The organism is Bradyrhizobium tropiciagri (assembly GCF_018130545.1).
GTDB classification, from domain to species: domain Bacteria; phylum Pseudomonadota; class Alphaproteobacteria; order Rhizobiales; family Xanthobacteraceae; genus Bradyrhizobium; species Bradyrhizobium tropiciagri_A.
In genome coordinates this window covers 958143-970715 of the sequence record NZ_JAFCKF010000001.1, presented here as the reverse complement: position 1 = coordinate 970715, position 12573 = coordinate 958143, and the positions used below count along the sequence as shown (strand labels likewise).

Sequence of the window (12573 nt, the reverse complement as noted above, 5' to 3'; positions counted from 1 at the left end):
CACGGCGCTACGCGCCTTTGCCCAACCCACGTTCTCCTCTCAAATCGCGCTTTCGCCCTCGTGCTGGAAGCCGAGATAGCTCGCGGCGACGCCCTTGTTGGCGGCGATGTCCTTGGCGGTGCCCGACAGCACGAATTCGCCGAGCTCCATCACATAGGCGCGGTCGGCGATCTGCAGCGCGGCCTGGGCGTTCTGCTCGACCAGCAGCACCGAGACGCCGGCTGCGCGGAGCTCACCGACGATGCGGAAGATGTCGGCGACGATGATCGGGGCGAGGCCGAGGCTCGGCTCGTCCAGCATCAGGAGTTTCGGTGCGCCCATCAGCGCGCGGCCCATCGCCAGCATCTGCTGCTCGCCGCCGGACAGCGTGCCGGCGAGCTGCTTGCGCCGCTCCTTGAGCCGCGGAAACAGCGTGTAGACCCGCTCCAGCGAGGTCGCCGCGATAGCCTTCGCGATCCGGAAGGCGCCGAGCTCGAGATTGTCCTCGACATTCATGGTGCCGAACAATTCGCGATGCTCGGGCACCAGGCTCAGGCCGGTGGCGACGCGGTCCTCGATATCGAGCGGCGCCATGTCGACGCCGGCGAAGCTGGTGCGGCCCTTCAGCGGCAGCACGCCCATGATGGCGTTGAGCAGCGTGGTCTTGCCGGCGCCGTTGGCGCCGATGATGGTGACGATCTCGTTGTCCGCGACGTCCAGCGAGACGCCGCGCACGGCTTCGACCTTGCCGTAGGAGATGTGGACGTCGGTTACCGATAGCAGCGCGCTCATGCGGCGGCTCCGAGATAGGCCTTGATCACGTCGGGATTGCGCTTGATCGCGGCCGGCGTGCCCTCGGCGATCTTGGTGCCGAAATCGAGCACCACGATGCGGTCGGCGAGATCCATCACGAACCCCATGTCGTGCTCGACCAAGAGCACCGACATGCCGCCGTCGCGCAATTGCCGGAGCAGCGCGGCCAGCCGCTGCTTCTCCATGTGGCGCAGCCCGGCGGCCGGCTCATCGAGCAACAGCAGCATCGGATCGACGCACAGCGCACGCGCGATCTCGACGATGCGCTGCTGCCCGAGCGACAGCGAGCCCGCGAGCTGGTCGATCTGGTCGGACAGGCCGACGCGCGCGATCTGCCGCGCGGCCTCCGCCAGTAGTTTCGCCTCGTCGGTGCGATCGAGCCGCAGCATACTGGAGATTGCGCCGGAATTGCCGCGCAGATGCGCGCCGATCGCGACGTTCTCCAGCACGGTCATGTCAGGCACCAGCTTGACGTGCTGGAAGGTTCTGGAAACGCCGAGCTTGACTACCTCCTGCGGCGGCGCATTCGCGACCTCGTTGCCGAGCACCGCGATCTTGCCGCTGGTTGCGGCCAGCACGCCGGTGATCAGGTTGAAGGTCGTGCTCTTGCCGGCGCCGTTCGGCCCGATCAGCGCGACGATCTCGCGGGCGTTGACGTCGAACGAGACGTCGTTCACCGCCAGCACGCCGCCGAACTGCTTTCGCGCTTTCTCGATGTGCAGCAGCACTGATGACGTTCCCGGCGCGCGCTCGCGGTGCTCCAGCTTCACCGATGTGTCCGGTACCTTGCGGGCGGGCTTGAACGGCAGCTTTGACATCAGCCAGGGCCAGACGCCCTGCGGTGCGAGCTGCAACAGCAGCACCAGCATGATGCCGAACACGATGGTCTCGAGCTGGCTCTGGCCGCCGAAGATGTAGGGCAAATAGCTCTGCAGCACCTCTTTCAGGATGACGACGATCCCGGCGCCGAGCACGCCGCCCCAGACGTAGCCGGCACCGCCGACGACGGCGATGAACAGATATTCGATACCGGCCTGCGCGCCGAACGGGGTCGGGTTGGCGGCGCGCTGGAAATGCGCATAGAGCCAGCCGGACAGGCCGGCCAGCACCGCGGCGTAAATGAACACCAGGAGCTTGGCGCGCGGCGTCTGCACGCCGAACGCCTCGGCCGCGATATGGCCGCGCCGCAGCGCGCGGATCGCGCGCCCGGTGCGGGAATCCAGCAGGTTCATGGTCAGCAGCGCCGCCAGCAGTACCGCGACCCAGATCGCGTAATAGATCGCATCCGGGCTCAGCATCTTGAACGAGCCGATCGAGAGCGGCGGAATGCCCGAAATGCCGTCGTTGCGGCCGAGGAATTCGAGCTTGCTGAACAGATAGAACAGGCCGATGCCCCAGGCGATGGTGCCGAGCGGCAAATAATGGCCTGACAGCCGCACCGTGACGAGGCCGAGCAGCACGGCGGCGATGCCGCTGACCAGCAGCGAAGCCGGCAGCGTCAGCCACGGCGAGACGCCATAAGCGGTGGTCAGCACCGCCGTGGTGTAGGCGCCGAAGCCGCAGAACGCGGCCTGTCCGAACGAGGTGAGGCCGCCGACGCCGGTGAGCAGCACCAGCCCCATCGCGACCAGCGCGGCGAGGCCGATATTGTCGAGCAGCACGATCCAGAACGGCGGGATCCCCGGGACAAGCGGGATCACCGCCAGCACGAGCGCGAAGATGATGAGAGGCAGCCGCTGCGTCATCGCGCTCAATCCTTCTCTTCTTCGACCTGGGGCGCTGCGAGCGAGCGCAGCACCAGGACGGGAAGGATCAGCGTGAACACGATGACTTCCTTGAAATTGCTGGCATAGAACGACGAGAAGGCCTCGACGATGCCGACCAGGATGGCCGCAACCGCGGTCAGGGGATAGCTGACCAGGCCGCCGATGATGGCGGCGATGAAGCCTTTCAGGCCGATCAGGAAGCCGGTGTCGTAATAGAGCGTGGTGATCGGCACGATCAGGATGCCGGAGATCGCGCCGATGACGGAAGCGAGCAGGAATGCGATCTGGCCCGACAGCGTGGTGCGGATGCCGACCAGGCGGGCGCCGAGGCGATTGACCGCGGTGGCGCGCAGCGCCTTGCCGGTTCTGGTGTAGCCGAAGAACAGCCACAGCGCGACGATGAAGCCGACCGTCAGGCCGTAGACCGCAAGGCTCTGGCCGGTGAAGCGCAGCGGACCGGCGGTCACCGCGGCGCTCGACAGCGCCGGGCCGCGCAGGCCTTCGGCGCCGAAGAACACCAGGCCGAGGCCCTGCAGCGCCAGGTGGCAGCCGACCGAGGCGATCAGCAGCACCAGCACCGAGGTGTGTGCGATCGGCTGGAACGCGATGCGGTAGAGGAACAGCCCGATCGCCGCCACGATCAGGAGCGCCAGCGCGATGTTGACGGCGATCGGCGTGTTGGGACCAACCAGCGCATAGACCAGGCCGAGCAGTGCGAACGGGAAGACGATGTTGAGCGCGATCGAGCGCAGCACCAGCCGGGCGTGCAGCGCCTTGCGGGCGAAGAACAGGTCGAGCGCGAAAGCGACGAGGCCCATCGCGACGGCGAGCCGCACGGTGCCGGGCACCTGGCCGGTCGCCAGCATCGCGTAGCTCAGCGCGCCGTAGGTGACGAATTCGCCCTGCGGGATCAGGATCACCCGCGTTACCGCGAACACCAGCACCAGGGCCAGCCCGAGCAGTGCGTAGATCGCGCCATTGGTGATGCCGTCCTGCAGCAGGAACAGCATGATTGTTGTGTTCAAGGCCGAGCGCTCCCCCTTAAGCGTCGGGCCGCCGCAGCCGGCTGTGCCGGTCGGGTCGGCCGATGTCGGCTGTTGATAGAAGCCGATATTAGATATAGCGGATAACAATTATTAGATATAATCTCAAGGTCCCCGATCGTCCCGCGGGGTTTTTGTACCGGGATTGCGAGCCTGGAGCGATGACTGTTTCCAAGACCGCCTCTGATGCCGTCCGATCGTCGCGTGCCCTGCGCAGGGAACCGGTCGATCCTGCCGGGGACGACAGCATGCTGCAACTGGGCGAACTGTCCGGACTGCTCGGCTATTCGCTGAAGCGCGCGCAGCTCAGGGTATTCGAGGACTTCCTGCGCTGTGTGGCACCGCTGCAGCTGACGCCTGCGCAGTTTTCGGTGCTGCTGCTGCTCGACAAGAATCCGGGCCGCAACCAGACCGAGATCGCCAACACGCTCGGCATCCTCAGGCCGAATTTCGTCGCGATGCTCGACGCGCTGGAGAGCCGCGACCTTTGCGCGCGGATGCGCTCGACCAACGACCGCCGCTCCCACATCCTGGTGCTGACCGACAGGGGCCGTGCCGTGCTGGCGCGGGCCAAGAAGCTGGTCGCCAACAAGCACGAGGCGCGGCTGATCGAGGTGCTCGGCCCGGCCAACCACGCCGCGCTGCTGGAGATGCTGGCGAAGCTCGCGCAGGAGTTTTGACACGTCGTCATTCCGGGATGCGCCGCAAGGCGCAGGCCCGGAATTCATAACCACGATCGTGAGTATGGATTGCCCGATGCGCAATTGCGCATCTGAGCTCGTCGCTTTCGCGCCGCCCCGCAATGACGGATGCGTCAATCCACCAAAATCACGCGCACGTCGTTGACATTGGTCAGCGTCGGCCCGGTCAGCAGCAAGTCCCCGGTTTGCGCGAAGAAGCCCGTGGCGTCGTTGTTTTCGAGATAGGCCCGTGGATCGAGGCCGAGCGATTTCATCTTCGCGAAGGTCGCATGGTCGATCACGGCGCCGGCGGGATCGGTCGCGCTGCCGGCGCCGCCATCGGCGCCGTCGGTGTCACCCGCAAGCGCTGCGATGTCGGGCGTGTCCTTGAGCAGGTCGGCCAGCGCCAGCGCGTATTCCTGGTTCGGGCCGCCGCGGCCATTGCCGCGCACCGTCACGGTCAGTTCGCCGCCGGAGATGATTGCGACGCGCTTGCCTTCACCGCGCGCCTTGAGCGCAAGCTGGGCATGTGCAGCCGCGACCTCGCGGGCCTCGCCTTCGAGATCGGCGCCGAGCGCGATGGTCTCGTAACCCGCATCCTGCGCGACCTTCACCGCCGCGTCGATCGACGCCTTGGGCTTTGCCAGCAGCTCGAAGGTCGCATGCGCAAAGGCGGGATCGCCCGGCTTGCAGCTCTCGTTCCTGGGATCGTCGAGCGCGCGGCGAACCGCGTCATCGACCGAGAGATTGTATTTGGCGACCAGCGCGCGGGCATCCGCCAGCGTGGTCGGATCCGGAACGGTTGGCCCCGAGGCGATCGCGGAGGGATCGTCATGCGGCACGTCCGAGATCGCCAGTGTCACGATCTCGGCGGCGTGCTGGCCGGCGCGCGCCAGCCGCCCGCCCTTGATGCGCGACAGGTGCTTGCGGACGATGTTCATCTCGCCGATCGGCGCGCCGGAGCGCAGCAGCGCGCGGTTGACCTGTTGCTTCTGGGCAAAGCTGACGCCTTCGACCGGCGCGATCCAGTTCGCCGAGCCGCCGCCGGTCAGCAGCACCAGCAGCAGATCGTCGGGCGTGGCTTCCGCCGCCAGCCGCAGCGTATCGTCGGCCGCACGCAGGCCGGCTTCGTCGGGCACGGGGTGGCCCGCCTCGACGACCTTGATGCGGCGGGTCGGCACGCCGTGGCCGTGGCGGGTGGTGGCGATGCCGACCAGCCGCGACGGTTCGAGGCCGAGCGTGTCGAGATAGTGCCGCTCCGCCGCCGCGGCCATGGCGCCGGCGCCCTTGCCGGCGGCGAGGCAGATCACGCGGCCTTTCGGCGCCGGCCGCAGCCGCGACGCCAGCACCACATTGGGATGCGCAGCCGCCACCGCGGCATCGAAGATCGAACGCAGGAAAGGACGACGGTCGGTCATGGCTGTGCTTTCGTTACGTGGTCAGTTGCCGGCGATCTCGCCGCTGATGACGTCGCCGAACAATTGCCAGCGTTCGCCCTTGAACTGCATCAGCTGCAACTGCTCGATCGGCTGGAAGTCGGCGGGCCCGGTCGACAGCGTCACGCCGGGCAGCAGGCCGCCCTGCGCAAACTGCTTCAGGCTCGCCGCCTGCTTCATCACATTGGCGCGGGTGAGGTCGTCGCCGCAGCGGCGCAGCACCTCGACCATCGTGGTCGCCATGTTGTAGCCGGTCATTGCCGAGGCATCGACGCGGTTGGTGTCCGGCATGTATTTGGCGAGCAGCTCGTCGAACGCCTTCATGCCGGAATCGTCCTTCCACTGCGGATCGCTGGCGTCCTTCGCATAAGCCGCCGAGATCACGCCCTGCGCATTGTCGAGCCCGGCCGGACGCATCACCGTCGCGGTGGAGGCCGAGACGTTGGAAACGATCGTCACCGGCTTCCAATTCATCTCACCGAGCTTCTTGATCGACTGCGCGCCGAACTTCGGCGTGGTGAAGAAGATGATGACGTCGGGATTGGAGGATTTCAGCCGCACCACATGGGAATCGATGGTCGGCTCGGCGACCTCGTAGCTCTCCTTGGCGACGATCCGCGCGGGATCGCTGGCAAAGCCGTCTTCGAGGCCCTTCAGATAGTCCTTGCCCATGTCGTCGTTCTGATAGAGCACCGCCACCTTGGCTCCGGGCTTCTCCTTGAGCAGATATTTCGCGTAGATCCGCGACTCGCTCTGGTAGCTCGGCAGCCAGCCCATGGTCCACGGGAAGGCCTTCGGGTCGTTCCACTTGGTGGCGCCGGTGGCGACGAACAGCTGCGGCACCTTCTTGGCGTTGAGATATTTCTGGATCGCGGTGTTGGAGGCAGTGCCGAGCGTGCCGAACAGGAACAGCACCTCGTCGCTCTCGACCAGCTTGCGCGCCTGCTCCACGGCCTTCGGCGGCGAATAGGCATCATCGTAGGAGATGAAGTTGATCTTGCGCCCGTTGATGCCGCCGTCGTCGTTGACCTTCTTGAACACCGCGGCCATCGCCTTGCCGACCACGCCATAGGCCGAGGCCGGACCGCTATAGGGCACGATGTTGCCGATCTTGATCTCGGTGTCGCTCGCGCCGGTGTCGTATTTTTTCTGCGCCCATGCGGCATGTCCCGTCGCGGTGGCGACGGCGAGGCCGAGCAGGGCGGTTGCGACACGGTGACGGATCGGCATCGGCATGTCCCGAAATCTCCTTGTTGTTGCCGGCGCGCAAGGGCGCCCGGTTCTTTGTCGGGGTCTTGCCGGTTTACCTAGCGCATTGCCGGACAAAGTGTAAGCGGGCATCGCCTCCCGGAGTCGGTGAGCAGATGACAGGGTTCACGAAAAAGCCCCCTGCGACGGTATCGCAGAGGGCCATTTTCAGTCGGCAATTCGTGAAAAATCAGCCGCCGACGTCGGCGCTGATGATGTCGCCGAACAGTTCCCATTTCTCGCCCTTGAACTTCATCAGCTGCAGCTGGCTGATCGGAGCGAAGTCGTTCGCGGCGGTGTTGATCTTGATGCCCGGCAGCAGCACTTCGGTGCGGAAATCCTGCAGATTGGCCGCCTGCTTCATGATGTTCTCGCGGGTGAGGTTGTCGCCGCACTGCTTGAGCACCTGGACCAGGGTCTGCGCCACGCCGAAGCCGACCACGGTGCCGCCGTCGAGCTTGTCGCCCTCGGGGAAATCCTTGGCCATGAAGGCGTAGAATTCCTTCATGCCGGGATCATTGTCCCACTGCTTGTCGGAAGCATCCTTCAGATAGGCCGCGGAGATGATGTCCTGCGCGTTCTCGAAGCCGGCCGGTTTGATCACGCTGCCGACCGAGGCTGACACGTTGTTGAGGAAGTGGGTCGGCTTCCAGCCGATCTCGGCAACCTTCTTGATTGCCTGGGCCGCGAATTTCGGCGTCGCGATGTCGATGAAGACGTCGGCGTTGCTGGCCTTCAGCTTGACGATGTTGCTGTCGATGGTCGGCTGCGACGTCTCGAAGCTCTCCTCGGCGACGATCATGCTGGCGGCTTTCTGGCCGAGGCCGTCCTTCAGCCCCTTCAGATAGTCCTTGCCGTAATCGTCGTTCTGGTAGAGCACCGCGATCTTGGCGTTCGGCATGTTCTTCAGGATGTACTTTGCGTAGATCTGGGTCTCGCTCTGGTAGTTGGGCTGCCAGCCCATGGTCCAGGGGAAATCCTTCGGGTCGTTCCACTTGGTCGCGCCGGTGGCGACGAACAGCTGCGGCACCTTCTTGGAGTTCATGTATTTCTGGATCGCCGAGTTCGACGGCGTGCCGAGCGAGTTGAAGATCAGCAGCACCTCGTCGCTCTCGACCAGCTTGCGGGCCTGCTCCACGGCCTTCGGCGGCGAATAGGCGTCGTCATAGGAGATGAAGTTGATCTTGCGGCCGTTGATGCCGCCGGCGTCGTTGATCTTCTTGAAATAGGCGGCCTCGGTCTTGCCGATCACGCCATAGGCGGACGCGGGGCCGCTGTAAGGCATGATGTTGCCGATCTTGATCTCGGTGTCGGTGGCCCCGGTGTCGTATTTCTTCTGGGCAAACGCAGCGCTGCCGGACGTCGCGACGAGCGCGAGCGCGGCCCCAAGGACCGCAAGCCTTGTAGTAACGGACATAGATGTCTCTCTCCCTGTTGTCGGACGAATGTGTCGCGGCCCCCTGTTTCGGTGGCTCTGTTGTTGTTCGATATGATTATCATTTTAGCCGGATCGCCTCAACGACAAGCCCCTGCGACATTGCCGCAGGGGCTGCGTCCTTGGTGGGTCGCGTGCGGCCTAGCCGCCGACGTCGCTGCTCAAAATGTCGCCAAAGCGCTCCCAGGTCTGGCCTTTGAAGCGCTCAAGCTGCAGCTGCGAGAGGGGTGCGAAGTCGGTCGCCGAGGTGTTGACCTTGATGCCAGGCAAGAGACCGCCGAGCTCGAGGTTCTGGATGCTCGCCGCCTGCTTCATGATGTTCGCGCGGGTGAGATCATCGCCGCACGCCTTCAGCACATGCACCAGCCCCTGGGCTACGGTGTAAGCGTACATCACCGAAGCGTCGGCGCGGTTGGCGTCCGGATAGTATTTATCCAGGAACTGATTCCAGGCGATCATGGCAGGATCGGTCTTCCACTGCGGGTCGGTCGGATCCTTCAGATAGGCCGAGGAGATGATGCCCTGGGCGTTCTCCATGCCTGCGGGCGCGATCACGCTGCCGATCGATGCCGAGACGTTGTTGAGGAAGTGCAGCGGCTTCCAGCCGAGCTCGGCGTTCTTCTTGATCGCCTGCGCCGCGAATTTCGGTGTGGTGATGTTCATGAAGACGTCGGCGCCCGAAGCCTTCAGCGTCACGATATGCGAGTCGATGGTCGGCTCAGTGACCTCGTAAGCGTCTTCCGCGACGATCATCGACGCCGCCTTCGCGCCGAGCCCATCCTTGAAGCCTTTCAGGTAGTCCTTGCCGTAATCGTCGTTCTGGTAGAGCACGGCGATCTTGGCGTTCGGCATGTTCTTCAGGATGTATTTTGCGTAGATCTGGGTCTCGCTCTGGTAGTTGGGCTGCCAGCCCATGGTCCAGGGAAAATCCTTCGGATCGTTCCACTTGGTGGCGCCGGTGGCGACGAACAGCTGCGGCACCTTCTTCTGGTTCATGTATCTCTGGATCGCCGAGTTCGGCGGCGTGCCCAGCGGATTGAAGATCATCAGCACTTCGTCGCTCTCGACCAGCTTGCGCGCCTGCTCGACGGTCTTCGGCGGCGTGTAGGCGTCGTCATAGCTGATGAAGGTGATCTTGCGGCCGTTGATGCCGCCCTCGGCGTTGATCTTGCGGAAATAGGCCTCCTCGGTCTTGCCGATCACGCCATAGGCGGACGCGGGGCCGCTGTAAGGCATGATGTTGCCGATCTTGATCTCGGTATCGCTGGCGCCGGTGTCGTATTTCTTCTGGGCAAGCGCTGCGCTGCCGGATGCGGAGACGAGCGCGAACGCAACGGCAAATGCCGCCAGATGTCGTGTTGCAGACATACGGTTTCTCTCCCTGATAGCAGATGATGTGTCGTGGCCCCCTGTTTCGAGGGCTCGTTGTTATCAGTGAAAACTATCATCTTGCCGGGGGCGTCTCAACGAAAAGCCCCCGCGGCGTGACCGCAGGGGCTGCATCTTTAGTCGACAATCTCAGGAGCTGATGGTCTTGCCGCGCGATCCGCAGAGATTGTGCTGCGTTTAGCAAACGCTGCTGAGTTGAGTGCGACGGTCAGTTGCTCAGATTGCTCGAAATGATGTCACCGAACAGCTCCCACTTCTCGCCCTTGAACCGCATCAAGCGCAGTTGCTTGATCGGCGCGAAGTCGGTCGGCGAGGTGTTGATGCTGATGCCGGGCAGCAGCGTGTCGGGGACATAATCCTTCAGGCTCGCGGCCTGCTTCATGACATTGGCGCGGGTCAGATCGTCACCGCACATCTCCAGCACCTTCACCATGGTCTGCGCGGCGGCGTAACCGTAGGAGGTGGCGCCGTCGAGCTTGTTGGCGTCGGGATAATCCTTCTTGAGGAAGGCAAGGAATTTCTCCATGCCGGGATCCTTGTCCCACTGCGGATCGGCGCCGTCCTTGAGATAGGACGCCGACAGGATGCCCTGCGAATTCTCGAAGCCGGCCGGCTGCATCACGCCGCCGACCGAGGCCGAGACGTTGGCGACGATCTGCAATGGCGTCCAGGCGATTTCGGCGGCCTTCTTGATCGCCTGTGCCGCGAATTTCGGTGACGTGATGCTGATGAAGGTGTCGGCGCCGGCGGCCTTCAGCTTGACGATGTGATTGTCGATCGCGGGCTCGGAGGTCTCATAGGCTTCCTCGGCGACGATCATCGAGGCCTTGTCGCCGAAGGCGTCCTTCAGGCCCTTGAGGTAGTCCTTGCCGAAGTCGTCATTCTGGTAGAGCACGGCAACCTTGGCATCGGGCTTGTGCTTCATGATGTATTTTGCGTAGACCCGCGCCTCGTCCTGGTAGGACGGCTGCCAGCCCATGGTCCATGGATAGTTCTTGGGGTCGTTCCACTTGGAGCCGCCGGAGGCGATGAACAGCTGCGGCACCTGCTTCTCGTTCATGTACTTTCGGACCGACGCGTTGGTTGCGGTACCAACCGAGCCGAACACCAGCAACACCTCGTCGTTCTCGACCAGCTTGCGGGTTTGCTCCACGGTCTTGGCCGGCGAGTAGCTATCGTCATAGGAGATGAAGGTGATCTTGCGGCCGCGGATGCCGCCGGCCTCGTTGATCATCTTGAAGTAGGCCGCCTCGGTCCTGCCGATCACCCCATAGGCCGAGGCCGGGCCGCTATAGGGCACGGTGTTGCCGATCTTGATCTCGGTGTCGCTGGCCCCGGTGTCGTATGTCTTCTGCGCCAGCGCGACATTGCAGCTCGTCAGGATCAGAGCGAATGCGGACAACAGCGCCGTCAGGGACGGACGTGCGGCAGTCATGTTTCCCCACCTCGGGTTCTTTGTTGGGCAGTATTCAATACGAACGGCGCGGGGCGTCAACAAAAAGCCCCCGCGAGGGATATCGCGGAGGCCCGTTGTTTATTTCCGCAGTGCAACGTTATTCGGAGGGAACGTCGCCGGAAATGATGTCACCGAACAGTTCCCATTTCTGGCCCTTGAAGCGCTGCATCTGCAGCTGGGCGATCGGGGCGAAGTCGGTGGCCGAGGTGTTGATCTTGACGCCGGGCAGCAGGGTGTCCGGCGTAAAGTCCTTCAGGCTCGCCGCCTGCTTCATGACGTTGGCACGGGTCAGATCGTCGCCGCACATTTCGAGCACCTTGGCGAGCGTCTGCGCGGCGCCGTAGCCGTAGACGTAGCCGCCGTCGGTCTTGTCGGCGCCCGGCATGTACTTGTCGAGAAACTCGGCCCACTTCTTCATGTTCGGATCGTTGGCCCACTGCGGATCGGCGCCGTCCTTGGCATAGGCGGCCGACAGCACGCCCTGCGAATTCTCGAAGCCGGCCGGCTGCATCACGCTGCCGACCGAGGCCGACACGTTGGTGATGATCTGCAGCGGCTTCCAGCCGAGCTCGGCAGTCTTCTTGATGGTCTGCGCGCCGAATTTCGGCGTGGTGTAGATCAGCAGGACGTCCGGATTAGCGGCCTTGATCTTGACGATGTGGCTGTCGATCGACGGCTCGGAGATCTCGTAGCTCTCCTCCATGATGATGCTGGAAGCCGCCTTGGCGCCGAAGCCGTCCTTGGTGCCCTTGAGGTAGTCTTTGCCGAAATCGTCGTTCTGATAGAGGATCGCGACCTTGGCGTCGGGCTTCTCCTTCATCAGCCATTTGGCATAGATCTGCGCCTCGCTCTGGTAGCTCGGCTGCCATCCCATGGTCCACGGGAAGTTCTTCGGGTCGTTCCACTTGGTCGCGCCGGTGGCGACGAACAGCTGCGGAATCTTCTTGGAGTTCAGGTACTTCTGGATCGCGGTGTTGGACGGCGTGCCGAGCGGGTTGAAGACCAGCAGCACTTCGTCGCTCTCGACCAGCTTGCGCACCTGCTCGACTGCCTTGGGCGGCGAATAGGCGTCGTCATAGCTGACGAAATTGACCTTGCGGCCGTTGATGCCACCGCGGTCGTTGATCATCTTGAAATAGGCTTCTTCGGTCTTGCCGATCACGCCGTAGGCGGAGGCGGGTCCCGAATAGGGGATGATGTTGCCGACCTTGATCTCGGTATCGCTCGCGCCGGTGTCGTATTTCTTCTGGGCGTATGCGGCAGTGGACGTCGCGGCAACAGCGACGATCGCCGCGGAAATCGCGGCGATCCGAACGGTAGAAAGCATA

General features: G+C 63.8%; 10 protein-coding genes. 1 reads left to right on the top strand and 9 read right to left on the bottom strand.

Features of this window, described 5'->3' with window-relative positions; all coding sequences use genetic code 11:
* Positions 1-39 precede the first annotated feature (39 nt).
* Genes JQ616_RS04720 through JQ616_RS04710 form a run of 3 tightly spaced genes read right to left on the bottom strand, consistent with a single transcriptional unit; the run spans position 40 to position 3583 of the window.
* Positions 40-771 (bottom strand): ABC transporter ATP-binding protein, encoded by a 732-nt coding sequence (locus JQ616_RS04720; RefSeq protein ID WP_212012588.1) that lies wholly within the window; start codon positions 769-771, stop codon positions 40-42.
* Positions 768-2537 carry a branched-chain amino acid ABC transporter ATP-binding protein/permease gene (locus JQ616_RS04715; RefSeq protein WP_212012587.1) on the bottom strand — a complete coding sequence of 590 codons (1770 nt, stop codon included), beginning with the start codon at positions 2535-2537 and terminating at the stop codon, positions 768-770. The genes JQ616_RS04720 and JQ616_RS04715 overlap by 4 nt, the downstream gene beginning before the upstream one ends.
* Before the next feature lie 5 nt (positions 2538-2542).
* On the bottom strand, positions 2543-3583 hold the full coding sequence (locus JQ616_RS04710; protein ID WP_212012586.1) for a branched-chain amino acid ABC transporter permease: 1041 nt from the start codon (positions 3581-3583) through the stop codon (positions 2543-2545).
* Between the two features lie 179 nt (positions 3584-3762).
* Here JQ616_RS04710 and JQ616_RS04705 point away from each other — a divergent pair, with 179 nt between their 5' ends.
* Positions 3763-4281, top strand: a complete 519-nt coding sequence (locus JQ616_RS04705) for a MarR family winged helix-turn-helix transcriptional regulator (protein WP_050629571.1) — start codon at positions 3763-3765, stop codon at positions 4279-4281.
* 134 nt (positions 4282-4415) lie between these two features.
* Here the strand turns inward: JQ616_RS04705 and JQ616_RS04700 are convergent, their stop codons facing one another.
* The 6 genes from JQ616_RS04700 to JQ616_RS04675 form a co-directional block, all read right to left on the bottom strand.
* Positions 4416-5699 (bottom strand): glycerate kinase type-2 family protein, encoded by a 1284-nt coding sequence (locus JQ616_RS04700; protein ID WP_212012585.1) that lies wholly within the window; start codon positions 5697-5699, stop codon positions 4416-4418.
* A 21-nt stretch (positions 5700-5720) separates the two neighbouring features.
* Complete coding sequence (locus JQ616_RS04695; protein WP_212012583.1) at positions 5721-6953, bottom strand: ABC transporter substrate-binding protein; 1233 nt, start codon at positions 6951-6953, stop codon at positions 5721-5723.
* Positions 6954-7155: 202 nt separating this feature from the next.
* Positions 7156-8382: an ABC transporter substrate-binding protein gene (locus JQ616_RS04690; RefSeq protein ID WP_212012581.1), complete on the bottom strand. Its 1227-nt coding sequence runs from the start codon at positions 8380-8382 to the stop codon at positions 7156-7158.
* A gap of 159 nt (positions 8383-8541) precedes the next feature.
* Entirely contained in the window at positions 8542-9768 is a 1227-nt protein-coding gene (locus tag JQ616_RS04685; RefSeq protein WP_212012579.1) for an ABC transporter substrate-binding protein, read from the bottom strand.
* Between the two features lie 229 nt (positions 9769-9997).
* Positions 9998-11224, bottom strand: a complete 1227-nt coding sequence (locus JQ616_RS04680; RefSeq protein WP_212012577.1) for an ABC transporter substrate-binding protein — start codon at positions 11222-11224, stop codon at positions 9998-10000.
* Between the two features lie 118 nt (positions 11225-11342).
* Positions 11343-12572: an ABC transporter substrate-binding protein gene (locus JQ616_RS04675; protein WP_212012575.1), complete on the bottom strand. Its 1230-nt coding sequence runs from the start codon at positions 12570-12572 to the stop codon at positions 11343-11345.
* Position 12573 lies beyond the last annotated feature (1 nt).

What these genes read in the sequence shown, in the direction of transcription:
- JQ616_RS04720 (WP_212012588.1), bottom strand. Translation starts at nt 771, where the DNA reads ATGAGCGCGCTGCTATCGGTAACCGACGTCCACATCTCCTACGGCAAG.
- JQ616_RS04715 (WP_212012587.1), bottom strand. Translation starts at nt 2,537, where the DNA reads ATGACGCAGCGGCTGCCTCTCATCATCTTCGCGCTCGTGCTGGCGGTG.
- JQ616_RS04705 (WP_050629571.1), top strand. Translation starts at nt 3,763, where the DNA reads ATGACTGTTTCCAAGACCGCCTCTGATGCCGTCCGATCGTCGCGTGCC.
- JQ616_RS04700 (WP_212012585.1), bottom strand. Translation starts at nt 5,699, where the DNA reads ATGACCGACCGTCGTCCTTTCCTGCGTTCGATCTTCGATGCCGCGGTG.
- JQ616_RS04695 (WP_212012583.1), bottom strand. Translation starts at nt 6,953, where the DNA reads ATGCCGATGCCGATCCGTCACCGTGTCGCAACCGCCCTGCTCGGCCTC.
- JQ616_RS04690 (WP_212012581.1), bottom strand. Translation starts at nt 8,382, where the DNA reads ATGTCCGTTACTACAAGGCTTGCGGTCCTTGGGGCCGCGCTCGCGCTC.
- JQ616_RS04685 (WP_212012579.1), bottom strand. Translation starts at nt 9,768, where the DNA reads ATGTCTGCAACACGACATCTGGCGGCATTTGCCGTTGCGTTCGCGCTC.
- JQ616_RS04680 (WP_212012577.1), bottom strand. Translation starts at nt 11,224, where the DNA reads ATGACTGCCGCACGTCCGTCCCTGACGGCGCTGTTGTCCGCATTCGCT.
- JQ616_RS04675 (WP_212012575.1), bottom strand. Translation starts at nt 12,572, where the DNA reads ATGCTTTCTACCGTTCGGATCGCCGCGATTTCCGCGGCGATCGTCGCT.